The organism is Prosthecobacter sp., from assembly GCF_044232965.1.
Taxonomy (GTDB): Bacteria; Verrucomicrobiota; Verrucomicrobiia; order Verrucomicrobiales; family Verrucomicrobiaceae; genus Prosthecobacter.
On record NZ_JBIIKX010000037.1, the window covers coordinates 25,285 to 50,596 of the forward strand.

General features: G+C 61.5%; 19 protein-coding genes. 11 read left to right on the plus strand and 8 right to left on the minus strand.

Annotated elements, in window-relative coordinates:
* The first annotated feature begins 90 nt into the window (after nt 1-90).
* Genes ACILSI_RS15810 through ACILSI_RS15825 form a run of 4 tightly spaced genes read left to right on the plus strand, consistent with a single transcriptional unit; the run spans nt 91 to nt 4,024 of the window.
* Nucleotides 91-1,407 carry a bifunctional UDP-3-O-[3-hydroxymyristoyl] N-acetylglucosamine deacetylase/3-hydroxyacyl-ACP dehydratase gene (locus ACILSI_RS15810; RefSeq protein WP_395722863.1) on the plus strand — a complete coding sequence of 439 codons (1,317 nt, stop codon included), beginning with the start codon at nt 91-93 and terminating at the stop codon, nt 1,405-1,407.
* Between the two features lie 54 nt (nt 1,408-1,461).
* Nucleotides 1,462-2,256: an acyl-ACP--UDP-N-acetylglucosamine O-acyltransferase gene (lpxA, locus tag ACILSI_RS15815; RefSeq protein WP_395722864.1), complete on the plus strand. Its 795-nt coding sequence runs from the start codon at nt 1,462-1,464 to the stop codon at nt 2,254-2,256.
* Nucleotides 2,257-2,303: 47 nt separating this feature from the next.
* On the plus strand, nt 2,304-2,990 hold the full coding sequence (locus ACILSI_RS15820; RefSeq protein WP_395722865.1) for a GDSL-type esterase/lipase family protein: 687 nt from the start codon (nt 2,304-2,306) through the stop codon (nt 2,988-2,990).
* Nucleotides 2,987-4,024 (plus strand): acyltransferase family protein, encoded by a 1,038-nt coding sequence (locus ACILSI_RS15825; protein ID WP_395722866.1) that lies wholly within the window; start codon nt 2,987-2,989, stop codon nt 4,022-4,024. Before ACILSI_RS15820 ends, ACILSI_RS15825 begins: the two co-directional genes overlap by 4 nt.
* Nucleotides 4,025-4,258: 234 nt before the next feature.
* On the opposite strand, the gene asnB is transcribed toward ACILSI_RS15825, so the two are convergent.
* The 5 genes from asnB to glgX form a co-directional block, all read right to left on the minus strand.
* Nucleotides 4,259-6,202 (minus strand): asparagine synthase (glutamine-hydrolyzing), encoded by a 1,944-nt coding sequence (gene asnB, locus ACILSI_RS15830; RefSeq protein ID WP_395722867.1) that lies wholly within the window; start codon nt 6,200-6,202, stop codon nt 4,259-4,261.
* Between the two features lie 3 nt (nt 6,203-6,205).
* Nucleotides 6,206-8,275: a glycosyltransferase gene (locus ACILSI_RS15835; protein WP_395722868.1), complete on the minus strand. Its 2,070-nt coding sequence runs from the start codon at nt 8,273-8,275 to the stop codon at nt 6,206-6,208.
* Nucleotides 8,272-9,552, minus strand: a complete 1,281-nt coding sequence (locus ACILSI_RS15840; RefSeq protein WP_395722869.1) for an O-antigen ligase family protein — start codon at nt 9,550-9,552, stop codon at nt 8,272-8,274. The genes ACILSI_RS15835 and ACILSI_RS15840 overlap by 4 nt, the downstream gene beginning before the upstream one ends.
* Entirely contained in the window at nt 9,549-10,928 is a 1,380-nt protein-coding gene (gene murJ / locus ACILSI_RS15845; protein ID WP_395722870.1) for a murein biosynthesis integral membrane protein MurJ, read from the minus strand. Before murJ ends, ACILSI_RS15840 begins: the two co-directional genes overlap by 4 nt.
* 98 nt (nt 10,929-11,026) lie before the next feature.
* Nucleotides 11,027-13,174 (minus strand): glycogen debranching protein GlgX, encoded by a 2,148-nt coding sequence (gene glgX / locus ACILSI_RS15850; protein WP_395722871.1) that lies wholly within the window; start codon nt 13,172-13,174, stop codon nt 11,027-11,029.
* 67 nt (nt 13,175-13,241) lie between these two features.
* Here glgX and ACILSI_RS15855 point away from each other — a divergent pair, with 67 nt between their 5' ends.
* A complete protein-coding gene (locus tag ACILSI_RS15855; protein ID WP_395722872.1) occupies nt 13,242-14,501 on the plus strand; it encodes a GDSL-type esterase/lipase family protein in 1,260 nt (419 codons plus the stop codon).
* Here ACILSI_RS15855 and ACILSI_RS15860 read toward each other — a convergent pair whose 3' ends face one another.
* The gene (locus ACILSI_RS15860; protein WP_395722873.1) at nt 14,502-15,107 is read right to left on the minus strand and encodes an HNH endonuclease; all 606 of its coding nucleotides are present in this window, start codon (nt 15,105-15,107) and stop codon (nt 14,502-14,504) included.
* A 174-nt stretch (nt 15,108-15,281) separates the two neighbouring features.
* Here ACILSI_RS15860 and ACILSI_RS15865 point away from each other — a divergent pair, with 174 nt between their 5' ends.
* Nucleotides 15,282-15,542 (plus strand): hypothetical protein, encoded by a 261-nt coding sequence (locus tag ACILSI_RS15865; protein WP_395722874.1) that lies wholly within the window; start codon nt 15,282-15,284, stop codon nt 15,540-15,542.
* Between the two features lie 4 nt (nt 15,543-15,546).
* Here ACILSI_RS15865 and ACILSI_RS15870 read toward each other — a convergent pair whose 3' ends face one another.
* Nucleotides 15,547-16,494 carry a metal ABC transporter substrate-binding protein gene (locus tag ACILSI_RS15870; RefSeq protein WP_395722875.1) on the minus strand — a complete coding sequence of 316 codons (948 nt, stop codon included), beginning with the start codon at nt 16,492-16,494 and terminating at the stop codon, nt 15,547-15,549.
* Between the two features lie 60 nt (nt 16,495-16,554).
* Complete coding sequence (locus tag ACILSI_RS15875; RefSeq protein WP_395722876.1) at nt 16,555-17,592, minus strand: A/G-specific adenine glycosylase; 1,038 nt, start codon at nt 17,590-17,592, stop codon at nt 16,555-16,557.
* Between the two features lie 72 nt (nt 17,593-17,664).
* Here ACILSI_RS15875 and rnhC point away from each other — a divergent pair, with 72 nt between their 5' ends.
* The 5 genes from rnhC (at nt 17,665) to ACILSI_RS15900 (ending at nt 25,286) form a co-directional block, all read left to right on the plus strand.
* Nucleotides 17,665-18,621 (plus strand): ribonuclease HIII, encoded by a 957-nt coding sequence (gene rnhC, locus ACILSI_RS15880; protein WP_395722877.1) that lies wholly within the window; start codon nt 17,665-17,667, stop codon nt 18,619-18,621.
* A gap of 66 nt (nt 18,622-18,687) precedes the next feature.
* Entirely contained in the window at nt 18,688-19,047 is a 360-nt protein-coding gene (locus ACILSI_RS15885) for an HU family DNA-binding protein (protein ID WP_395722878.1), read from the plus strand.
* 67 nt (nt 19,048-19,114) lie between these two features.
* Nucleotides 19,115-22,216, plus strand: a complete 3,102-nt coding sequence (locus ACILSI_RS15890) for a c-type cytochrome (RefSeq protein WP_395722879.1) — start codon at nt 19,115-19,117, stop codon at nt 22,214-22,216.
* Nucleotides 22,217-22,292: 76 nt separating this feature from the next.
* A complete protein-coding gene (locus ACILSI_RS15895) occupies nt 22,293-23,906 on the plus strand; it encodes a right-handed parallel beta-helix repeat-containing protein (RefSeq protein ID WP_395722880.1) in 1,614 nt (537 codons plus the stop codon).
* A gap of 72 nt (nt 23,907-23,978) precedes the next feature.
* Nucleotides 23,979-25,286 (plus strand): putative DNA modification/repair radical SAM protein, encoded by a 1,308-nt coding sequence (locus ACILSI_RS15900; protein WP_395722886.1) that lies wholly within the window; start codon nt 23,979-23,981, stop codon nt 25,284-25,286.
* Nucleotides 25,287-25,312 lie beyond the last annotated feature (26 nt).

The window sequence follows — 25,312 nt, forward strand, 5'->3', positions numbered from 1 at the left end:
GCTGGAGGCTAGACACCGCGCCGCCCCCCCGCATTTCCCTTTGACCCCACCGGGGCGAGACGCTAACGAACGCGCCTCCCGCCCCGAACTATGGCCTCCGACCGTCAGCACACTCTCGCCAAATCCGTCTCCATGACGGGGACTTCGCTGCACACCGGCGAACAGGTCACACTCACCCTGCAGCCTGCGCCTGAAAACTTTGGCTTCAAATTCCGCCGCATCGACCTGGAGGACAAGCCCTTCATCCCCGCGCTGGTCGAGAAAGTGCAGAAAGTCGAGCGCGCCACCACCATCGCCGAGGGCGGCGTCAATGTTCACACCGTCGAGCACGTCATCTCCGCTCTCGCGGGCATGGGCGTGGACAATGCGATCATCGAGATGGACGCCAACGAGCCGCCCATCGCCGACGGCAGCTCGATGCCCTTCGTGGAGCTGATCAAGTCCGCCGGATTGCAGGAGCAAAGCGCCGCGCGCAGTGTGTTTGAGGTGCGTGAGCCGATCTACCAGGAAACGCGTGATGGCACCATCCTCACCATCGTTCCCGACAAGAAATTCCGCATCTCCTGCACCAACGTCGGCCCGAACGGCCGCTTCACGCAGTATTTCAGCACGGAGATCACCCCCGAGACCTACGAGAAGGAAATCGCCGCCGCTCGCACCTTTGTGTATTACGAGGACATCGCCCCGCTGATGGAAAAGGGCCTCATCAAAGGCGGCACGCTCGAAGCCGCCGTCGTCATTCGTGGTGACACGCTGCTTTCCAAGCAGCCGCTGCGCTTTGCCGACGAGTTCGTCCGCCACAAGATCCTCGACATCGTCGGCGACCTGATGCTCTCAGGGAAGCGCATCCTCGGCCACGTCATCGCCGTGCGTCCTGGACATGGGCCGAACACCGAGCTGGCACGCTCCATCGTGAAGCAGTACGAGACGATGCGCAGCATGATGCCCGCCGTCATCAACATTCCGTCTGGCGACGCCGTGCTCGACATCAACGAGGTGATGAACATCCTGCCTCACCGCTATCCCTTCCTCATGGTGGACCGCATCATCGGATTCGAGGGCGAGACGAAATGCACCGGCATCAAGAACGTCACCATCAACGAACCGTTCTTCCAGGGCCACTTCCCCGGTCATCCCATCATGCCTGGCGTGCTTCAGCTTGAGGCCATGGCGCAGGTCGCCAGCATCGTGCTGCTGCGCATGCCAGGGAACCAGGGCAAGATCGGCTACTTCATGAGCGCGGACAAAGTGAAGTGGCGCAGGCCGGTTCTCCCTGGGGACACCATCGTCATCGAGACCGAGATCCTCAAAACCAAGCGCAGCATCGCCAGCGCCCTGGGCCGCTGCACGGTCAACGGCCAGCTCGCCTCCGAGGCCGAGCTGATGTTCAGCCTCGTGGACCGCTGATCCGCCGCCTGCGGTCAGTTTTCTCATTCGTCATTTCAACATTCGTCATTTTTCGTGATCCACCCCACCGCCATCATTGATCCCTCGGCCAAACTTGGCGCGGATGTGACCGTCGGTCCCTACTGCATCATCGGCGCGGACGTGGAGCTGGGGGACGGCTGCTGGCTCCAGCATCACGTCACCATCATGGGGCCGTCCAAGATCGGGAAGAACAACAAATTCTTCGCCTACGGCTCCATCGGCCAGCAGACACAGGATTTGAAATACAAGACCGAGCCGACCTGGCTCGAAGTGGGGGACAACAACACCTTCCGCGAGTTTTGCAGTGTCCACCGCGCCACCGCGCCGCATGACAAGACGGTCATCGGCAGCCACAACCACTTCCTCAGCTACGTCCACATCGCGCACGACTGCGTGGTGGGCAATTACGTCATCTTCTCCAACAACGGCACACTCGCCGGGCATGTGGTCGTCGAGGATCACGTCATCATCGGCGGTCTCACCGCTGTGCATCAGTTCTGCCGCATCGGCACGCGTTCCATCACCGGTGGCTGCGCCAAGGTGGTGCAGGACATCCCGCCCTTCTGCACCGCCGACGGCAATCCGGCGCGTGCGCGCGGCCTAAACATCGTCGGGCTGCAACGCGCCGGTTTTAGCCGCGATCAAATGCGCTCCATCCGCAACGCCTTCCGCAAGATCTACCGCAGCGGTTTGAACAACGCCCAGGCCATCGAGGAGCTTCGTGCCACCGAGCTCACGCCCGAGGCCGCCGCCTTCGTCGATTTCGTCGCTAGCACCAAGCGCGGCATCATTCCCGGCGGCAAGGCGGATTCGAGCGAGGAAGAATAGCCCACGGCTTGATCTCTTGTGCGCAGGCGCTTAGCGTTTCGCCGCACATGTCATTTTTCAGCCGCGCACTCGTCTTTTTCAGCCTTCTCCTCACGGTGAACGGCCAGGAGGTTCCCTGGAAACCGGCGGCACGCGCAGAGCCGGCCTCATGGCCGGAAAGCGTGAAGGAGCAGGCGCAAATGATGAAGCAGAAGCCGGCCCGACTCATCTTCATCGGCGATTCGATCATCGAGGGCTGGGATGAGGATGTATGGAAAACACGCATCGCTTCCGCAGGCGCTCACAACTTCGGCATCGGCGGCGACGGGCCTCAGCATGTTCTCTGGCGCATCGAGCACGGTCTGCTCGAAGGTGCTTCGCCCGAGGCCTTCGTCCTCATGATCGGCATCAACAACTTCTGGCGTGAGTTCACCGCCGCCGACACCGCGCGTGGCATTGAAACCATCGTGGAGCGCATCCACCAGCGTCATCCCGAGTCCCGCATCCTGCTGCTGGGCCTGCTGCCGGTGTATGAGGCCAAGTCGCCCATCCGCGCCTGGATTGGCGAGATCAACACACGACTCAAACAACGCCACGGCACGCAGAAGACCGAGTTCATCGACCTCTCGGCCGAATTTCTTGAACCAGACGGCAATCAACGCCGCCAGCTCTACACGGAAGATCATCTACATCTCACCAAGGCCGGCTACATCGTCCTCACACGCGGACTCGCCTCCGCGCTTCATCTGCCATGAGCACTCCCGCGCCCACGACACGCATCGCCGAGCTGGACGCCCTGCGCGGCCTGGCCGCCATGGCGGTGATCGTTTTCCACTTCACCAGCAGCATCGCCAAAAACTGGGGCTATCACATCTACGACGTGCCTTTCCCGTTCCCTTACGGGAACGATGGCGTGGACTTGTTTTTCATGATCAGCGGCTTTGTCATCTTCATGACGCTGGATCGCGCCAAATCGGCCGCCAGCTTCGCGGTGGGGCGCTTTTCACGCCTGTTTCCCACGTTCTGGGCCTGTGCGCTCGTGACTTTCGTTGTCGTGTGTTTTTACGGCCTCCCCGGCATGGAGGTGGGCGCGCGTGATGCGCTTTGGAACATCACCATGCTGCCGCGTTTTGCTCGCGCGAAGATGATCGACGGCGCGTACTGGTCGCTAGAGTATGAGCTGCTGTTTTACATCGGCATGCTCTTCCTGCACCGGCTGGGGGCGTTTCGGAAGCTGACGGTGCCCGCGCTGCTGCTTTGGCTGGCCGCTGCGGCGGTGGCGCATGGCATCCTCACACATGGCAACCCTGAATCACTCGTTTACCGCCTCACCGGGAAGATCAAGGCCGTCACCAGCCTCGATTACATTCACTTCTTCGGCGTCGGCATGATTTTGTATGACGCGCATCGTCGTCGCGCCTGGAGCATCGGCCATGCACTCGTTCTCGTTGCCTGCGGGGCCGTGGCGTTGTGGAAGGCGCAAAGCCAGATGCACCTCGCCATCGTGCTGGGCTTTGGCCTGCTGCTGCACCTCGCCACCACCGGTCGTCTGCCCTGGCTCAACGCGCGTCCACTGCTCTTTTTGGGCGCTGTCTCATATCCGCTGTATTTGATCCATCAAAACATCGGTCTCATCGCCTTGGGCAAGCTGCATGACGTGACTCACTCAGGCTGGCTGAGCTTCAGCATCACCACGGCAGGCTGCATCGTGCTGGCCTGGCTCATCTCCATCACGATTGAAAGACCGGCGATGCGTTGGATTCGCGACAAGATGCGCCGCTCCACCTAAGCCGTGTTTTCGTAGGCAGGGTGTGGCGACAGCCCGCCCGGCTTCACCGCGTACGATCCGTTCATGCCATCTTCTGCCTCCCCAGGCAACTTCTTGGCGGGTATGAGGCGCACTCGCATTTCGAAACCGCTGAAGACGAGCGGGCTTGCGCTACACTCGTCCTACGGGCCGAGTTTGCTCCCCGGCACGAGCTCAAAAGTCGTTCGTGCCGTGCCTTCAGGTTTGTAAAACGGCCTAAACCTTGCTTGCCTGGAGCCAGGCCTGGAACATGAGCACGTCCCAGAGGTAGAAATGCCAGTTTCGCGTGCCGCTGAGGTGCTCCTGCCACTTCTGCCGGATCGGCGCGGCATGGAAGAAGCCTTCGCGTTTCAGGCGCGACTCGCTGAGCAAATCCTCCGCCCACGCACGCAACGGACCGCGCAGCCAGACATCGAGCGGGATGCCGAAGCCGCGTTTCGGTCGGTCAATGAGCGCCTTCGGCACATGACGATAAAGCGTCTCGCGCATCAGCCACTTGCCTTTGCCATCGCGCACCTTCATCGAGAACGGCACGCGCCACGCGAACTCGATCAGATCGTGGTCCAGCAGCGGAATGCGGCCTTCGAGGCTCACGCCCATCGCAGCGCGGTCCACTTTGACGAGAATATCGCCCGGCAGGTAGGTCTCCATGTCGAGATGCATCATGCGGTGCGTGAAATCACTCACGCGCGGCCATGAGGCGGTGTTAGTGATCGCTGTGACAGGATCCTTGCCGTCGATCACGATCTCCTGCGGCTTTTTCCAGTGAGACATGAGATTGAGGTAAAGCGTCTCCATGCCAGGCGCGGCTACGACCTCGGCGAGCTTGTGCAGTTTGTCGCCGAGCGGGATATGGCGCAGGCGTTTGGGCAGCACTTTGGCGCCGAGTCCATTCAGCACCCTTGGTGGTAGCGCGGTGAGTGCCGATGCGGTCATCTTCTTCATGGCCGGCGGCATCCAGGATATTTTATTCCACAAACTGCGGCCCACGAAGTAGCGCTCGTAGCCGCCGAACAGTTCATCACCGGCATCACCGCTCAAGGCGACCGTGACATGCTGGCGGGCCATTTTGCACACGAGATACGTCGGGATCTGCGAGTAGTCGGAAAACGGCTCGTCGTAGAGCGAGGGGAGCTGCGGGATGACATTGAGCGCGTCCTCACCAGTGACATACATCTCAGTGTGATCGGTGCCGAGGTGCTTGGCGACATCCTTGGCGAACTCGGCCTCGTTGTGCTCCTTTTCATGAAACCCAATCGTGAATGTGCGCACGGGCCGCGTGCTTTGCTTCTGCATCATCGACACGATGAGCGAGGAATCGACGCCGCCGCTCAAGAATGCGCCCAGCGATACATCCGAGACCATGCGCATGCCCACGGCTTTCTTGAGCATCGCTTCAAAGGTGTCGATGGCTTCGGCTTCAGTGCCGGTGAACGGGTTGTCGAGACCTCGTTCAACGACCTGCGGCAAGCTCCAATACCAACCGGGCTGCGGACGCTCTGAGGGTGAACGTAAGCTAAGCATCGCGGCAGGCGGGAGCTTCTTGAATCCCCGGTAGATGCAGAGCGGGTCGGGGATGTAATTGAAACGCAGCAGCGAGGTCAGCGCCTCGCGATCAATCGAAGCGTTGAAGCCGGGGAATCGCTGGATGGCCTTCAATTCGGAGGCGAAGACGAATGTTTCGCCCACCCAGCCGTAGTAGAGCGGTTTTTCGCCAAGACGGTCACGTCCGAGATGCAACACGCGCTCCTGCTTGTCCCAAACAGCGAAGGCGAACATGCCGTTGAAGCGTTTCGTGGCCTGCACGACGCCCCATTGGCGAAACGCGGCCAGCATGATCTCGGTGTCCGAGTGTCCGCGCCACGAGTGGCCGTGTTTTTCGAGTTCGGCGCGGAGATCTTGGAAGTTGTACACCTCACCGTTGAACACGATGATGAAACGCCCGTCCGCGCTGGTCATCGGCTGATGACCGAGCGGTGAGAGATCGAGGATGGAGAGGCGGCGATGCCCCAGGGCGATACCGCTGGTCGAATCCACCCACGCGCCTGAGTCATCCGGGCCGCGCAGGATGATGGCGTCGGTCATCGCAGTGACGATGGCGTTCATCTCGTGCGCAGGTCGAGATTTGGAAGGTGTGAAGAAACCGGCGATGCCACACATGGTTCAGGAAGTGGTGAGAGGTGGGACGGGAGTCGTGAGAAGATCTGCGAACTGACGGAGGACGCTGGTCAGCGAAAAATGCTCCTCAATGCGCCGACGGGCGGCGAGATCGGTGGTGATGTTTTGATCGAGGATTTGAACGCAGGCGTCAGCGAGGGCCTGTGGATCATGTGGCGGGACGATGCGGCCCGTCTCGCCCATGACCCAGCGCGTGTCGCCGATGTCGGTGGCGACGACGGGCACCGCGCAGGCCATGGCCTCGCCGACGACGTTGGGGAAGCCTTCACCATAGGCGGAGGAGGACACCGCGATGTTCAGTGACGCGGTGAGCGCAGGCAGATCATGGCGTTCGCCGAGGACTTCGATGAAGGCAGGAACGTCGAGCTTTTCGGTTTCAGCTCCGACGATGATGAATCGGGCCTCAGGATGCTTTGCGTGGATGAGTTTCGCGGCCTCGATGAAGGTCGGGTAGTCCTTCATCAGCGCGTTGCGGCCAAAACGGCCGATAAGCGCACGCGTGGGCGTTGCAGGCTGCCATTTGGCGAGATCAAAGCCGTTTGGGATGAGCAAAGTCTTCGCCGCGCGGTAGCCGACGGCCTCGTGCTGTTTCGCGCTGAGCTGGGAATTGTAGGTGATGCGTTGTGGCAGCCACGAGAGCTTCGCAAGGGCACGAATGACGAGCGCGGAGCCGCGTTTTTCGAGCTTCAGGTCGTAGAGGCTCTGGCGGATGTTCCAGATCATCGGCACGCGTTTGATGCGCATGCATTTCGCCAGCGTGGCGACGAGGCAGCCGTGATACATCCAGCCCATGAGCACGTCGGGCTGTGTTTGACGCACGATTTTGAACAAGCGCCATAAGGCGCGCAGCGTGGGCCTGCCAGCGGGCATGTCGAGGCTGTGGACCTCAGGCAGTGACGCGGCGTGCTTGCCACCCGAGGTGAGCGAAACGACGACGTGCTGGAACTGAGGCAGGCCGTTGACGAGCTGCGCCAGCATCATCTCCGCGCCACCGCTGCCGAGCCCGGTGGTGATCCAGAGCACTTTCTTGGCGAGCAGACGGCGGGTACGTTCGATGAGTTTCTCGATGCTGAACTCCTCGACGATGCGCTGGCGTGTTTCGCTTGGCTTGAAGTCGCGCATGCACTTCGCGAGAGCCTCGTGATCGCCTGTGGGGAAAATTTGAGCCGGATTGCCGATGATCCAGGCGCTGTCTCCGACATCGCTGGCGATGCAGGGGACACCGCAGGCCATCGCCTCGCCGATGACATTGGAAAACCCTTCGCCGAAGGCGCTGGAGTTCACCAGGCAGTCGAAGGTGGCATAGACGGAAGGCATGTCGCTCTGCGCCGGCATCCAGGTCACCGAAACGCCGAGCGCGGTGGCGAGGTCGCGCATTTGCCGAGCGTAGGCTTCATCACCGCTGCCAACGATGACAAAACGAGCCTCGGACACGAGCGCGGCGGCTTTGATGAAAGTCGCGAGATCCTTCATCGGACTGAGTCGGCCGACGAGTCCGAAGGTGAGCGGATGCTCGTGAGGCGAGGGTTTGAAGCGCTCCACGTCGATGCCGTTGGGAATGACGTGCATCTTCGCCTGTGGATAACCTCGGGCGGAGTAGTAATCCCGTCCGGCCTTGGAGTTGCAGATGATGACATCGGCGAAACGCGCGAGGAGGCAGTTGAGGCGGAAACTGAGCCTGCCGAGGAGGCCCCAGAGATGCGCGTCCGTTTGCGAGTCGCGTACGCCCCAGACGACGCGTGGGAAGCCGCAAAACGGCTTCAAGCACAGCGCCATGAGGTTGGATTCGGCAAGATAGCCGTGCAGGACTTCGGGACGCACACTGCGCACGGCTTGGACGAGGCGGAAGAAAAAGCCGAGCAGGTCCCAGCGGCTTTTTTTACCGACGCAGACGGTATGAACGCCCGCGGCTTCGAGTTCGGTCCGGAAGGCACCGTCGTAAAAGTGGATGACGCTGACCGGAAGCCCCTCGCGCACGAGCCCTCGGGCCAGGGTGACGAGCTGGCGTTGTGCGCCGCCGTGGCCGAGGTCACGAATGATGAAGGCGAGCCTCATGACTGCGGCAGAGGTGTCTGCGGAGGAAAGGCCTTCCTAGTAGGCGCGGAGAGCACGAGGCGGAAGCGTCTGGTGAAGACGAGGTTGCAGCACACCGCAGCGGTGAACCAGTAGTGCGGCGATTCGACGAGGATCTGGCTGCAAGGGACGAACAACCAGAGCGGCACCAGGCAGTAGAAGCCGCTCAGCTTCAGCATGAAACTGCGGAAGGTCAGCACAAGAAGCCCGAGGACGAAAAACAGCACGCCGAAGACCCCGATGTCGATCCAGAGGGCGACGACCTGGTTGTGCGGCTTCCACAGGCTGGTGCCGGCGCCGCTGCCGTGGCCGAAGACGGGCTTTTTACCGACGGCCTCCCAGCCGTCCTGAAGGTCCTTGCCACGTTCGGGTGATTTGATGCGCTCGAAGTCGAGCTCGAAGATGGCCTTGAGGCGGTCCGTGGTGTTCTTGTCGGTCATCACTCCCTGCTTGGTGGAGGTCTGGGAAAGAATGGCCACGCCGCTGATGGCGAGCGGGATGCTGATGGCGGTGATGAGCAGCATGCCCATGAAATGACGGCGCAGATTGGCGGCGAAGTAGCATAGCAGCAGGCAGGAGAACACGGCCATGCCGCTGCGGCTGAGCGTGAGGGCGATGGCTGGGGCGACCAGCGCGATGAGCGTGACATTGCGCCAGAAACGCGGGTTCAGGGAGAAGACGACGGCCAGCATCAGGGTGATGATGATCGGCGGGTCGTTCGGGTCGGTGGGGAAGCCGGACATGCGGCCTGAAATGCGCGTGAAGCTGCGAAACCCGAGCCATTCGTAATAAACGCAGCCGGCGGAGACGAGCGCGGTGACCACGGCGACCCAGAGGGCCACGCGACGCCATGACTCCACCGAGAGCAGCAGCACAGCGGTGAAGGTGACGAGAAAATTCGAGATCAGGGTCATCACGACGACGCTGTGATCCCCAAGGTCTGTGACGCTGAAGCGCTGAAGGAAGGCGACGTCGAGCACACGCGCCAGCGGCACGAGCAGCATGAGAAAGGCCGGCGGGCAGAAGCTGGGGCGGTTCAGCATCACCATCAGCCCCGCGCCGGCCAGCGTGAGCAGCGTGTAGTCACGCGGTTTGACCGGCAGCATGCCGGCCTCGCCGGCCCAGACGAGCGCCTTGGTCATGGCGGGGACGAGCAGCGCGAGCGCGGCGATGATGAGGAACTGCTCCAGCCGCCCGCGCCGCCGCATGGCAGCCCGCATGAGCGACGGGTTCACCGCCATGGCGGGTGTGGCGTTCATTCCGCCTCCTTCCTGCGGATCAGCACAAGGCACATGACACAGGCGGCGGTGGCCGAGAGGAAGTGAACAATGACGGTCGAGAGCGCGATGCCAGCCGCGCCGAGGCGGTACATGAACAGCCCGTTGAGGGAGGCGTTGAGCACGAGGGCGCACAACGACGTCACGAGCATGAAGCGCGAGGCCTGCAGGGACACGACCACGCGGGCGGCCACGGTGCCGAGGATGTAGAAGGGAATCTGGAAGGCGGCGAAGCGCAGCACTTCGGCCACGCGCTGGGTGTCCTGCGGGCCGAAAGCTCCGCGCTCAAACAGCACGCGGACGATCCACGGCGCCATGAGGCACAAAAACAACGTCATGGGCAGCGCCAGGCTCATGATGATGCCGGCGCTGGCCAGCAAGCGCTTGCGCAGGCCGACCCAGTCACGCTTGGCGACGAGTTCGACGAAATGCGGGAACAGCACGTCCGACGCTGGTCCGGCGGTGACGGCGAGCACGATGGCGCACAGTTTGTCGGCATAGCTGAGCACGGCCACGGAACCGGCGGTGAGCCAGGCGGCCATCGTTTGATCCACCACGCTGGCGCTGCCGAAAGCGACGCCGCCGATGAGAAAGGGCAGTCCGTTGCGCAGAATCGCGCCAAATCCTGGCTCAGTGTGGCGCAAAGTGACGCGCCACCACCGCCGGGAGCGCGGCAGACGGCGGAGCACGGCGATGAACAGCAACAGCATGTGCGCCGCCGAGCCCCAGACGGTGCCAGCCACAAGCGTGCCCGCGTGGACTTTGTCTCCGGCCAGCAGCAGGGCGGTCACGATGCCCAGCGGCACCAGCATCGGAGTCGATGTGGCCAGCAGAAAGGTTTTACCCACCCGCAGCCAGGCGGAAAGATGATACGACAGCCCAAAACAGAGCATGAAAGGCATCAGGCTGCGTACCAGGCCCACCGCAAGCGCCTGCTTCTGCGGCTCGAAGCCGTGTGTGGCCCAGGACACCAAGGTGGGCGCGGCGAACAGGATTAGCAGGCCGCAAACCAGCAGCGTCGCGAAATGCCACACAGCGCACTGCACGCCAAGACGGTCGGCACGGCGCAGGCCGCGGCGCTCACGCAGCTCGGCATAGGCGGGCACAAAAGATTCCGGCAGGCCGCCTGCCAGCACCGTGGCGGCGAAGGAGAAAAAGCCGAAAACCAGCATGAACGCGTCCAGGTCGTCCCCCGTGCCCATTTTGGCGGCCACGACCGCGTCCTTGGCGAAGGCCACCATTTTTCCGACCAAGGTGAGGATGGCCACCAGCAGGAAGCCCGAGACCATGCCTGACCTGGCCCCTCTGGCGAGAAAGGCTCGCAAGGGGTTGGGCAGGGCAATGCGGGATGTGGACATTCACATAAATATAAACACCATAAAACACTTCGGCAAACCGCAGCTTTGGCTTTTCAAGCCTCTGCTGCCTGTGGCGGAGTGCGTGAGAGTCCCGGCCCTCAGCATGCTTTGGGCTCGATCTCACCGCAGCGGCCCGCGGTGAGTTTCAGACAGGCGATGCTGCGTCCGAGGAGTAGATGGCTTTCCGCGCCAGCGTACTGGCGTGGCGTGCTGGTCGGGAAGGACGGGCTGAGACCGGTGTCGAACACGAGTGTCCAGCGGGTGTCCTCGCTTCCCGGCAGCAGGAAGGGCTGGGCCGCCTTGCTGTTGTTAAAGATCAGCAGCAGGGGACTGCTGTCCGCTTCGTCAGCGTCAAACAATGCGCCGAAGCAGCAGCGCGCGTGGTTATGCCACTCCTCGTGGCAGAGCAGGCTGCCGTCGTCTTCCAGCCAGGTGACATCGCGCAGACCGGTGGAGGGATTGGTCTGGCCGTCGAAATAGACGCGCCGACGGAACCTGCCGTGACTGCGGCGGAAGGCGATCATGCGGCGTGTGAAGTCGAGCATTTCTTCGTCGCCCTTGCTCCAGTCCAGCCAACTGATGTCGCTGTCCTGGCAGTAGGCGTTGTTGTTGCCTCTCTGGGTGCGCCCGCGCTCATCGCCGGCGGTCAGGAATGGCACGCCAAGGGAGCACATCATCGTGGCGATCATGCCGCGGCGCAGCTTGTCGCGCATGTCCAGGATCAAGGGGTCGTCGGTGGGGCCTTCGATGCCGCAGTTGGAGCTGTGGTTGGAACTGTCGCCATCGCGGTTGTCCTCGCCGTTGGCCTCGTTGTGCTTGTGCTCGTAGCTCACGAGATCCTGCAGCGTGAAGCCGTCGTGCGAGGTGAGGAAATTAATGCTGGCCAGCGGCGGGCGCTGCTGGTTCCAGCCGTAGATGTCCTGGCTGCCGCAGAAGCGTTTGGCGAACTCGGCGGTGTTGCCACGGTCGCCACGCCACCAACTGCGCACCGTGTCGCGGTACTTGCCGTTGAGTTCGCGCCAGGGCTCGGGGAACTGGCCCACCTGGTAGCTGTCCATGCACGAGATGTCCCAGGCCTCGGCGATCAATTTGACCTGCGAGAGCACCGGGTCCTGCGCCACGGCGCAGATGAACTGCGACCGCGCATGGAAGGCGTGGGTCTCGTTCCGCGCCACCGTCACCGCCAGGTCAAAGCGGAAACCATCGACGTGCATCTCCGTGACCCAGTAGCGCAGGCTGTCGAGGATGAGCCGCAGCACCGGCAGGCTGGCGGAATCCACCGAGTTGCCGCAGCCGGTCATGTTCAGGTAGCTCGCGCCGTCCTCGCTGAACTGATGCCGGTAGTAGCTGTGGTCATCCAGGCCGCGAAACATCAGCGTGGGGCCGTGTTCATTGCCCTCGGCGGTGTGATTGTAAACCACGTCCAGGATCACCTCGATCCCGGCGGCGTGCAGCGCCTTCACCATCGCCTTGAACTCGCGCACCTGCTCCTGCGGGTCGCTCGCGGCGGCGTAGGTGTTGTGCGGGGCGAAGAAGCCGATCGTGTTGTAGCCCCAGTAATTCGTGAGTTTCTTGTCGAGCAGGAACAGGTCATCCAGGTGCTGATGCACCGGCAGCAGTTGCACGCTGGTGATGCCGAGATCGCGCAGATAGCCGACCGCCGCCGGATGGGCGAGGCCCGCGTAGGTGCCACGCAGCGCGGCGGGGATCTTCGGATGCGTCTGGGTGAAGCCCTTCACATGCATCTCGCAGATCACCGTGTCCCGCCACGGCACGCGGGGAGGCTTGTCGCCGGACCACTCAAACGACTCGTCGATCACCACGCTTTTCAGCGCCTTGGCACCGTTGTCGATGCAGCCGGGGGCGTGCAGCGGTCCCGGCGTGGTGTGCATGTGCGTGGCCGCGTCTGGAACGCCATGAATGGCTCGAGCGTAGGGGTCGAGCAGCAGCTTCCTTGCGTTGTGCCGCATCGCGTGCTGCGGCAGCCAGGGGCCGTGGGCGCGGTAGCCGTAGAGCGCACCCGGTTTGATCCCGTTCACGGTGGCATGCCAGAGGTCGAACTCGCCCCGCTGCATGCGCACGCGGGCGGTTTCAAGCGCGGGATCTGCCGGGTCGTAAAGGCAGAGATCCACGGCTTTCGCATGCCGTGAATGCACCACGAAGCGCGCCGCGCCTTTCAACAGCGTGACGCCGGGACTCAGCGGCTGGTCTGAGGGGTCGAAGGAAACAGGGGCGGAGGGGCTCACCCGATGATTAGAGGTGTGCGCCGAATGGGAGGCAAATCTTCGTTTCCAGCTTTTGAGCAATGACTGCATGAGGCCCATCACGCACAACGTTTGCCATGCCGCCATGATTTATCGCCGACTATTTTTGTGCTTATGCCTGCTGAGCGCCACCTGGAGTCACGCGCTCGCCCCGGCCGATCCCGCCCGCTTTGAGAAGGCCATCCAGGCCTTCGAGGCCGAGGATCAGGCCAAGGCGCCGCCCAAGGACGTGACGCTGTTCACCGGCGCCTCGAACATCCGCCGCTGGCAGTCCTTGCCGGAGCGTTTCAAGAAAACACCGGTGCTCAACCGCGGCTTTGGCGGCTCGCACATCAGCGATGTGGTGCATTTCGCCGACCGCATCGTCACCAAGTACAAGCCGAAGCAGATCTACCTCAACGCCGGTGGCAACGATCTGCACTCAGGACGCGCGCCGGAGGAGGTTCTCGCCTCGTTCGAGGCCTTCGTGGCCAAGGTTCAAAAAGACCTGCCGAAAACCAAGCTCGCCTTCCTTTCGATCCCGACCTCGCCCTCGCGCTGGGAAGAGGTGGAGCTGGTCAAAACGACGAACCGCCTCATTTCCGCCTCCTGCGCGAAAAACGGCGTCGAATTCATCGACATCTTCCCCCTGCTGCTCGGTGCCGACGGCAAACCGCGTCCTGAGCTTTATGTCGAGGACAAGCTGCACTTCAGCGAGGCCGGTTACGACGTGGTGACCTCCGCGATCCGCTGGCAGAAGGAAATCCTCGCCTTCGCGAAGCAGGACGCCGAAAAAGCGCCGCCCGCCAGTCCCATCGTCTTCACCGGCAGCTCCAGCATTCGCATGTGGAAGACGCTGGCGGACGATTTCCCCGGCCTGCCGGTCATGAACCGTGGTTTCGGCGGCTCCGAGGTGTTTGACTCCTTCAACTACGCGCACCTCACCGTGCTGCAGTATCTGCCCAAGCACATCGTCATGTATGCCGGCGGCAACGACATCAATGGCGGCAAAACACCGCAGCGCGTGCTGGCCGACTTCAAAGCCTTCGTCGCTCGTGTGCATGCCGCGCTGCCCGAGTGCCGCATCAGCTACATCTCGAACGCGCCGAATCCCAAACGCTGGGCCTTGATCGAGCAGATGCGCGAGTGCAGCCGCTTGATCGAGGAATTCACGAAAACCGACAAGCGCCTTCAGTTCATCAACGTCTATCCGCACATGCTTGGTCCCGATGGCATGCCAAAGCCGGACATTTTCCTCAAGGACCAGCTCCACATGAACGCCAAAGGCTACGCCATCTGGAAAGAGGTCGTCGGGCCGCTGCTGAAGTGATCACACTTCAAACACACCGCTGCCGCCGGACAGGAAGACCTCCCAGTCCCGCACCTTATGGTGGTTCTTGATCAGATGCGTCACGGGAAGCTCACGCGGCACAAAGGGGCGGCGCAGCAGCTTCAAACCGGCCTCCTCGGGCAGCTTGCTGCCTTTGCGGCTGTTGATCTTGCGGTCCGCCAGCACGCAGTTCTCCCAGGTGCTGGCCCCGCCGCGGGAGATGGGCACGATGTGGTCGATGTTCCCCTCGTTCGGCTTGAGCTTGCGCCCCGTGTACTGGCACACGCCGCCGTCACGCTCCCAGATCGCCTTCGCGCAGAATTTCGGCCGGCGCTTTGGCACCTTGTCAAAGCGGGCCAGCACCAGCACGGACGGCACGCGCACCGGGCCATGCACGGTGCCGATGCGGTTGTCGCCCTCGCGCACTTCCAGTTCCAGCCAGTCCTCCCAGGTCACAGGTCGCATGTCGCCGCCGTCGTGGATGTCCAGCGCGGTGGCATTGCCAGCCGCCATCATGCTAAAGGCATCGATTGGCGTTTTCGAGTCGATGGCCTGCCAGTGCCTGTTCAGCACCAGTACGGTCGTTTTGGTCAACAATTCATTCATGCACAGCTCCTAAGTTTGGAATTTCGGCACGAAGGACTTCGCACATGCAGCACGAGTTCCTTGATGTTGGACGACCACGCTGGCGAGTCCCGGCGATTTGCCAAGTGGCAAGTTTGTTTCGCTCGGCATTCGACGCTTGCCATCCCCCGCCGGCTTTCGTAAAAAGCACGCCGCATGGCCGACGAATCCACTCCCGCCTCTGCTACGCCTGAAACCCCGCCGCCGCGCACCACCGGCGGGAACTGGCGCTGGGAGCCGCCTTCCGCTGAGGAGCTGCAAAAGCTCATGCCCGGCTACACGATTGAAAAGTTTGCAGTTGTTCTCGTTCCTCAACACTCAGGTGGATGCGGTATTTCTTGGCCATCCTCCTCTTTTACCACCACCACCCTGCTTCTCACCCCTCGACTTAGCTGTTCTGAGCCACTAGGTTTGTGATTCATCACGGAAACGCCTTCTCCAGCGCCTCGACATTGGCCTTCATCACGGTCAGGAAGTCTCCGCTTTCAGGCACGTTGCCACAGGGATCGAAGACGACGCTTTTCAGGCCCACAGCCTCCAGCTTTTCAACGCTTTCCTTGGCGGGTTCGCCCTCCCAGATCATCCAGCGGGCACGATGGCCGGCGAGGATGGCGTTCAAGTCGGCCATGGCTTTGTCGTCCGGCACGTTTTCGGGCTCCCAGAGGAGCGCCTTCAAGCCCATGCCATAACGGCGGGCGAGGTAATGATACACGGGGTGGGAGGCGACGAGCGGCTGATTGACCCAGCGGCGGCTGAGGGCGCTCATGCGGTCATCGAGTGTGTCCAGCTCGTCCTTGAGGCTCTCGTAGTTCGTTTCCATGGCCTCCTTGGCGGCGGGAACCAGGCGGATGAGCACGTCGCGCACGGTTTTGGCCTGCAGGGAGGCCTGCTTGAAGTCAATCCAGGTGGTGAAGGCGGTGCCGCTGTGGCTGTGCTCTCCGCCAGGGCCGTGGCTGTGTGTGGTGGTTTCGTTCACTTGGATCAGGCTGACAGCGAAAACGGCGGAGGTATCGACGACCTTGGATTCCGGCAGCGTGATCTTGTCTGCCCACTTGGAGTAGGTGGCGCCGTTCATGAGAATGAGGTCCGCGCCTTGAAACGCGGCGATGGCGGCTTCGTCCGGCTGCCAGAAGGCAGGATCTTCATCTTTCGGCGCGAGGAAGCGCACTTCCACGGAATCTCCGGCGATGCGCTGGGCAAAGTATTGCAGCGGGTAATTGGCCACGAGCACCTGCGGCTTGGTGGATTTCGCGGCGGGCGAGGCCACGGGTGTTGGAGCGGCGGGAGGCGTGGTCGCCCCCGGCTCTTCAGCGGGCTTGCAGGCGGCGAGCGCGAAGGCGAGGCAGGAAAGCAAAAGGCGGATTTTCATGAGTGAGTGGATTGCAGTCTGAATTGAGCAGGATGTAAACGATAAAGTGCCGCGTGTGGCTCAGCCGTCGAGCCTGAACTCGCCGCGCTGCAACAGCTCTCGTAGCACACGGCGATACGGCGCGGGCATGGCCATGGCTTCAAGTTCCTCAAAAGCGATGAGGCGGTGCGTGTCCGGCCACTCCTCCTGCGGATCGTGCGGTGCATGCACCCACAGCGTCACTTTGTAGCGTGTGATGCCGTATTGCGTTTTCAACAGCACGGGCGGCGGCTTGTCCTCATGCGAGGCGGGCAGCGCTGGCAGTTTCCACAGGCCGGTGCGGCGTTTGCCAGTCTCCTGCTCCAGCAGCACGCCATGGCTCGTGCGCAGAAAAATCACGCGCTCCGTCACGGCGGTGATTTCCTGCCGCGCCTCCTTCACGGGCAGGGATTCCGGCTCGGTGGCGCGGCATTGATCACGCACCGGGCAAAGGTCGCAGGCGGGTTTCGTGGGGGTGCAGTGCGTTTGCCCCAACTCCATGAGCGCGGAGTTGAGCGCGCGCGGATCGTCCGTCGCATCCACGAGTGCCTTTGCGCGTTCCCAGAGCCGCTTCGTGCCAGCGGTGGAATCGACTGGCGTGGCGTCGTTGTGAACACGCGAGAGCACTCGGGCGATGTTGCCATCCACGATCGGCTGCGCCTGGCCAAAGGCGAAACTCGCCACTGCTCCCGCCGTGTACGGGCCGATGCCGGGCAGGGCGAGCATGGCGGCGTGATCCTTTGGAAACACGCCGTCGTGCTGTTCGAGCACCACCTGGGCGAGCCGCTGCAAATTTCGCGCACGGCGGTAGTAGCCGAGACCTTCCCAGGCTTTCAGCACCTCGTCCTCGCCAGCGCAGGCGAGTGTTGGGAAATCAGGAAATCGCTCCAGCCAGCGGGCGTAGTAGCCACGGTCCAGCACAGTGGCGATCTGCGTCTGCTGCAGCATGATCTCGGAGACGAGAATGGCATACGGATCACGCGTGCGCCGCCATGGGTAGTCACGCCTGTGCTGGCTGAACCACTCCACGAGCGCGGAGGCCATCCGGGTTGGATCGGGTGAGTTGATGCGGGCAGGCATGTAACGTCACATGATGCAGATGAGGACATTTTCCATGAGTCTTTACGCGGATGATCGTTATCCTGCGCGCGCATGCCCGCCCTCACCAGCCACACGCAAGCCCTGACCGCCGCCCAAGCAGAGAAACTCCGCGCCTTGCTGGCGGAACGCGGTTTTGAGTTCATGACCAAGCCCTACTGCCTGTACGCGGCCACAAAGCCGAAGGTGAACGTGCTTGTGTATGAAAAAGGGCCGAAAGTCGTCGTGCAGGGGAAGGGGACCGAGGATTTCGTCACGAACCTGCTCGAACCCGAAATCCTGGGCGAGGCAAAGCTCGGCTACGAGGAGGTGCATCAGCCGGAGATGTTTCAGCCGCACATTGGCGTGGATGAAAGCGGCAAGGGGGATTTTTTTGGCCCGCTGGTCATCGCCGGAGTGTATGTCGATGGCGATGCCGTTCGTCGGTTGCGTGAGATCGGTGCCGTGGACAGCAAGCGCATCGGTAGCGACGAGCGCATTGCCAAACTCGCCGCTGAAATCCGTCAAGTTCGCGGTCTCGCGTGGGAGGTGATCGCGATTCATCCAGAGCGCTACAACCAGTTGTACGAGAAGTTTGGCAATCTGAACCGCCTGCTGGCCTGGGGGCATGCCCGGGTCATCGAAAACCTGCTCGAACGCATGCCTGACTGTCCGCGTGCCATTTCTGACCAGTTCGCCAATCCCGCCGTGCTCCAACGCGCTCTGCAGGAGCGTGGGCGGGGCATTGAGCTGGTGCAGCGCACCAAGGCGGAAAGTGATCCTGCCGTGGCGGCCGCCTCGATCCTTGCGCGTGAGGCGTTTGTCGGCTGGCTCAAAGCCCAGGGAGCTCGTTACGGCGTGGAATTTCCCAAAGGAGTTTCAGAATCGGTGAAACAATCGGCGCGCAAAATGGTAGATGAGCATGGAGCGGGTATTTTGCAGGAGCTCTGTAAAGTTCACTTTCGGACTTACGCTGAAATCATCCAAGTATTTAGCTCGACTATTTCGGGTAAAACAACTAGTGACTTTTAAGTAAGAATTTAATTTCTGGATAGAAATTAGTTGCGACACTGTACTCCGCTCGGTAGTCCAAACATCATGTCAACCATCACGAAAAAAGAACTTATAGCCGAACTGAGCGATACCACCGGGATTAAACACGCGGATGTGACGCTCATGCTGGAGTCGTTCATGGAACTGGCAGTCATGCACTTGGCGGCTGGAGATGAGATCACTATGCGTACCTTTGGCACATTCGACCTGCGGGTTGCCAAGGGCAAAATTGGCCGTAACCCTAAGCAGCCAAATTCTGAGGTCATGATTCCAGACCGCTGTGTGGTCCGATTCAAGCCTAGCAAGGAATTGAAATCCCGGGTGGCATCGGTGCCTGTCCATCATCTGCATGGTTTGAACGGAAATGGTACGCACCCTTTGAACGGGAACGGCACGCATATCTAGTCTTGAGGTGGGTGGGGAAGGGGAATTCCTTGCTAAGACTGCCCGGGTTGATCGTATAGTTCTGCCCATGCGTTTTTTCATTCTTTCTCTGCTTCTCGCCACCAGCCTACAAGCCGCCCCTCAGTGGATCTGGCTCTCCAAAGACGGCAACAAGGACAACAAAGTCACCTTCCGCCATCGCTTTGAAGTTCCGCAGAACGCGCAACTCGCCACGCTGGAGCTGACTTGTGACAACGGTGCCGTCGCCAGCCTCAATGGCAAAAGAGTCCTCACCAATGCCGACTGGCAGGAGCCGGTGAAGGCGGATGTCACCAAGGACATCAAGCTCGGCGAGAGCAACGAGATCATCGTCAACGCCACGAACAAAGGCGGCACCGCCGCGCTCGTCGCGCGTCTCACACTCAAACTGCCGGATGGTCGCGCCAACATTGTCATCGAAACCAGCGGCAAATGGGAGGCCACGACCACTGGCAAAGAAGAATGGAAGCCCGTTTTGGTGATCAATGAGTATGGCAAAGGCCCGTGGGGTATCGCGCTTGATGGCAAACCCGGCGGCGGGAACAACAACGCGCCGGGTGAAACCATCGCCGCAAACGAAGTCACCGTGCCGAAAGGCTTCAAAGTGGAAAAACTCTACAATGTGCCCAAAGACCAGGAAGGCTCCTGGGTGGCTCTCACTGTCGATCCCAAAGGCCGCCTCATTGCCTGCGATCAGTATGGCAGCATCTATCGCATGAGCGTTCCCGCCATCGGCAAGACGGAAAACCTCAAACCTGAAAAACTCGCCATCGAAATAGGCAAGGCGCACGGTCTTCTCGCCGCCTTCGACAGCCTTTACGTCATGGTGAATGAAAACGGCAAGGACAACGGCCTCTACCGCCTCCAGGACACCAATGGCGACGACCAATACGACAAAACCACCAAGCTGCACACCATGGCCGGCGGCGGTGAGCACGGCCTGCACAGCATGGTCGTCAGTCCCGATGGCAAACGCATCTACTTCAACTGCGGCAACCACACCAAACTGCCTGAAGGTCTCGAAGAGAGCCGCCCGGCGAAAATCTGGGGCGAAGACCACGTCCTCCCGCGTCTCTGGGACGCCAACGGTCATGCGCGCGGCATCCTCGCCCCCGGCGGTTATGTCTGCAGCATGAATCCCGATGGCAGCGGCCTCGAATTGTTCTGTTACGGCTTCCGCAACGAGTTCGACATCTGCTTCAATGATCAAGGCGAGCTCTTCACCTATGACGCCGACATGGAGTGGGACATCGGCAGCCCATGGTATCGCCCCACACGCGTGAACCATTGCGTCAGCGGTGCGGACTATGGATGGCGCAGCGGCAGTGGCAAATGGCCGAACTATTATCCTGATTCACTGCCCACCACGCTCGACATCGGCCCCGGCAGCCCCACCGGCGTCGTCGCCGGCACCGGTGCGAAATTCCCCGCGAAATACCAGCACGCCATCTACATCAACGACTGGACCTACGGCACCATGTGGGCCATCCACCTCGAATCGAAGGGCGCGAGCTTCACCGCCACCAAAGAAGAATTCGTCTTCGGCAAACCGCTGCCGCTCACCGACCTCGTCATCCATCCGCAGGATGGCGCGATGTACTTCGCCGTCGGCGGCCGCAAAACACAGTCCGGCGTCTATCGCGTGACCTATGTCGGCGATGAATCCACCGCGCCCGCCAAAGCGCTGCCGCTCGATGAAGAGTTCAAGATGCGTGCCGCGCTTGAAAGCTATCACACCGGCAAAATCGAAGCTGAAAAGGCCCTTAACACCGCCTGGGGTTATCTGAGCCACAGTGACCGCCATGTGCGCTACGCTGCCCGTGTCGCCATTGAAAAACTTCCCGTCGAGCTTTGGAAAGAAAAAGCCCTCAATGAAAAACATCCCGTCGCTTTGATCGAAGGCATCATCGCCCTCGCTCGCGTCACCGGAGCCAAATCGAACCACGAAGGCGGCCGGCCCGCCGCCAAGCCCACCGGCACCTCCTCCGAGCCGATTGGCAGCGTCGCGCCCGAAAACATCGAGCTTCAGGGACTCATGCTAAAATCCCTCGGCAAGCTCGAAGGTCTGAAACTTCCACTCAGTCAGCAACTCGCCGCCCTGCGTGCCACCCAGCTCATTCTGATCCGTCTGGGCAAGCCTGATGCCGACACCTGCGCCAAAGTCGCGGAGAAACTCGACGCCCTCTATCCCGCCGAGGATCCCCTCATCAATCGTGAACTCTGCCAGATCCTCGTCGCCATCGACTCCAAGCAAGTCGTCTCCAAAACCCTTGCTTTGATGGCCACTGCAAAGGACGACTTCCAAGAAGTCGCCACCGATGCCGTTTTGAGCCGCAACGACGGCTACGCCAACGCCGCTCGCGCTGCAGCTGGCAGCCGTCCAAACGCGCAGCAGATCAGCTACATGTTCGCGCTTCGCAATGCCACCGCCGGCTGGAATCCCGAGCACCGCAAAACCTTCTTCAGTTGGTTCCCACGCGCCCGCACCTGGAAAGGCGGCAACAGCTTCAAAGGCTTCATCGAAAACATTCGCAAAGACGCCATGGCGACATTCGTGCCGCAAAATGAACTCGCCGAACTCGACGCTCTCAGCAACAAAGTCGAGGCCATGACCGCCATGCCCAACTACGTCGCCCCCAAAGGCCCCGGCAAAGCGTGGACCATCGACGAAGTGCTCGCCCTCACCGCCGGTGGCCTCAAAGGCCGCAATTTCGCCAACGGCGAGGCCATGAACCGCAGCATCATGTGCGCCACCTGCCACCGTTTCAACGGGGACGGTGGCAGCATCGGCCCCGATCTTACCGGCGTCGGCAACCGCTACACCCTGCGCGATCTCTTGGAGAACATCATCGACCCCAGCAAAGTCATCTCCGACCAGTACGACAGCCACGAGATCACCAAGAAAGACGGCAGCATCCTCATTGGTCGCATCGTCGTCGAGGAGAACGAAAAAGTCTTCCTCATGACCAACCCCTTCGCCCCCAACGACCACATGGCCATCAACGAGTCCGACATCGCCAAAAAAGGCACCCGCAAAGTCAGCATGATGCCCCCCGGCCTCATCAACTCGCTGAATCAGGACGAGTTGCTGGATCTCATCGCTTACTTGGTGAGCGGCGGGAACGCGAAGGACAAGGCGTTTGCGAAGTAGCCCGGTTGCGCCGCAGGTCGCATTTCACTCAGCGATTGTCGTGCGGAATGACGGAAGCGGTGCGTTATGCTGCGTCATGAAGTTGCTATCCTGCCTCCTCCTGCTCGCCACCGCCTCCTTGGCCGATGACTCAGCGAAACTCGCCGCGCTGCTTGCCAAAGACGGTCTCGTGACCATTCCGGCGGGTCAGTATCATCTTGATGGCTCGAAGCCGATCATGCTGCGCTCGAACACGACCGTCATGGCGCATGGCGCTCGCTTCATCCTGCCAGAGGCGCTGCCGGATCAAGCTCGCGTGGTGCTTTTCGCCGGGGAAAACATCGCGCACTTCGCTTGGCATGGCGGCGAGTTCATCGGGCATGTGTTTGATCCGGCGAAGCAGGAGAACACCTGGGAGCCAAATGCGAACACGAAAGGCATCGAGATCAACACCACCATCGCGGGTGGCACGCATGACATTATGTTTCGCGAGGTGAAGTCGAACGGCATGGCCGCTGCCGTGATCGGCGTGCATGGAAAGTATGGCAAGAGCAGCGAGAGCGAGGTCGAGCACTATGCGGAGCGTGTCGCGCTCGAAAGCTGCACGCTTTTACGCAGCGGGAAGTTCATGTGGGACTACGGCTACCTGTGGCAGATCATGACCTTTCCCGAGGCCTACGAGCCATGGGAAGTCGAGCAGGCGAAGAAATACTTCCGCACCGATCTGATGCGTGAGGTCACTTTCAGCGGCGACCTCGTGAAGTTCGACAACACGAAGCGATCCATCGCCATAAGCGCCTCCGACGAGCCAAAGGATGCGCTCACCTTCCTTGGAGCCGATTTGCCGAAAAACATCGTCCGCGGTCGCCAATACTTCGTCGTCGAATCCACGCCCGAGCACATCAAAATCGCCGAAAAGCCCAATGGAACGCAGATGCGCTTCGAGGGAGACGGCAGCGGCCAACTCGCTCACAACATTCAGGCCACTTACCTCGCCGCCTATGCCCCCACCGGCAGCGGACCCGGCAAAGGAGCCTTCGACATTGTCGGTGCTCGCGATGTGCGCGTCACCGGCTGCCAGATCAGCGCCATCGGCGACACGATGCACATCCAGCGCTGCCGAAACATCGTCTTCGCGAACAACCACATCCTCGGCAGCCGCATGGGTGCGTTCTTTTTGGCCGAGTTCTGCCAAAACGCCACCATCACCGGCAATCTCGTCGATGGCACCAACGGCAGCCGCGTCATCAGCGTCGAGAAGAGCTGCACCGATGTCACCATGACTGGCAACACCTTCCGCGGCGGCGGACGCGGCGCGTGGATCAACCAGCCTGCGAACTTCATCATGACCGGCAACGTCTTCATCAACAACACCACGAAGAACGACCCCGATCCGCGCCTCGGCCGCATCGCCTTCCAGACCGCGAAGCCCGGCCAGTTCCCCGAGCTCTACTTCACGCTCTACGAACCCGGCGCCACCTACGGCCCAATCATCGTGAAGGACAACATCTTCCAACTTGGCGACCACTGCCCCGAGGAAGCCGTCACCTTCGCTCCAAACGGCCACGATCTCGTCTTCACCGGCAACACCTTCCAAAACAAGCCTGCCACCGTCGTCGTCGATCCCACCTGCACCCGCAGCACCATCGAGCACAACCTCGGCGTGAAGACGGTGAAGAAGCCCGTCGATTTCAATCACGGGCGGCGGTGAGCTTTTCGGGAGAAAAATTCCGCGCTCCAGGCATGACGAGCGGCGTATTCCATGCACTGTTCGAACGAACTGATGGACCTCACGCGCAAACTCGAAATCCTGGCCGACGCGGCGAAGTATGACGCGTCCTGCGCCAGCTCCGGCGCGGCGCGGAAGGATTCACGCGATGGCAAAGGCATCGGCTCCACCGGCGGCATGGGCATCTGCCACAGCTACACGCCGGACGGGCGCTGCGTGTCGCTGCTGAAGGTGCTCCTCACCAACGCCTGCCTCTACGACTGCCATTACTGCATCAACCGCCGCTCCAGCAATGTGCAGCGGGCACGCTTCACGCCAGAGGAGGTCGTGCAGCTCACGCTCGACTTTTATAAGCGCAACTACATCGAGGGACTCTTCCTCAGCAGCGGCATCGTGCGCAGCGCGGACCACACCATGGAGCAGGTCATCGAAGTCGCGCGGCAGCTCCGCGAGGTGCATCACTTCCGCGGCTACATCCATCTCAAAACCATCCCCGAGGCCTCGCAGGCGCTCATCGACAAGGCCGGACGCTACGCCGATCGCATCAGCATCAACATCGAACTGCCCTCGCAGCAGAGCCTCGACCGGCTCGCGCCGGAAAAGAACCTCACGAACACGAAGCAGGCCATGCACGGCATCCGCCAGCGCATCGACGAAAGCCTGGAGGCCAAAAAAGCCGCGCGACAGATCGTGAACCGCCCACGAGTCAAAGCGCCCGCCTTTGCCACCGGTCAAAGCACGCAGATGATCGTCGGCGCGGACGACAGCAGCGACGCGCTCGTGTTGCATCGCGCCGATGAACTCTATCGCGAGGTGCGGTTGCGCCGCGTTTACTACAGCGGCTTCAGCCCCATCCCGGAACCCAGCGTGCTGCTGCCCATCAAACCGCCGCCGCTCATGCGCGAGCATCGATTGTATCAAGCCGACTGGCTGCTGCGCTTCTACGGCTTCGACGTTGACGAGTTGCTGCCCAAAGAAGAGCCGAACCTCGATCTCGACCTCGATCCGAAGCTCGCCTGGGCCCTGCGCTATCGCGCCGTCTTCCCCGTGGACATCAATCGCGCCTCACAAGAGCTGCTCTGGCGCATCCCCGGCCTCGGCACCGTGAATGTCGCCCGCATCCTTGCCGCGCGACGCTGGTCACGCCTCACCCTCGCCGATCTCCAGCGCATGCGGGTGAACCTCAAAAAGGTCATGCCCTTCATCCTCGCCGCCGATCACCGCCCGCGCATCGCCCTGCTCGAAAGCACCAACCTCCGCCAGCACTTCCTCCCCGGCCCCCGCCAGCTCGAACTCAACTTCAACGCACCACCTCCGACGAAGCCTGCTGATGCCGCCATGGCACTTAGCGGTCAGATTTGAACCGCTGATGAGACGCTAACATGACG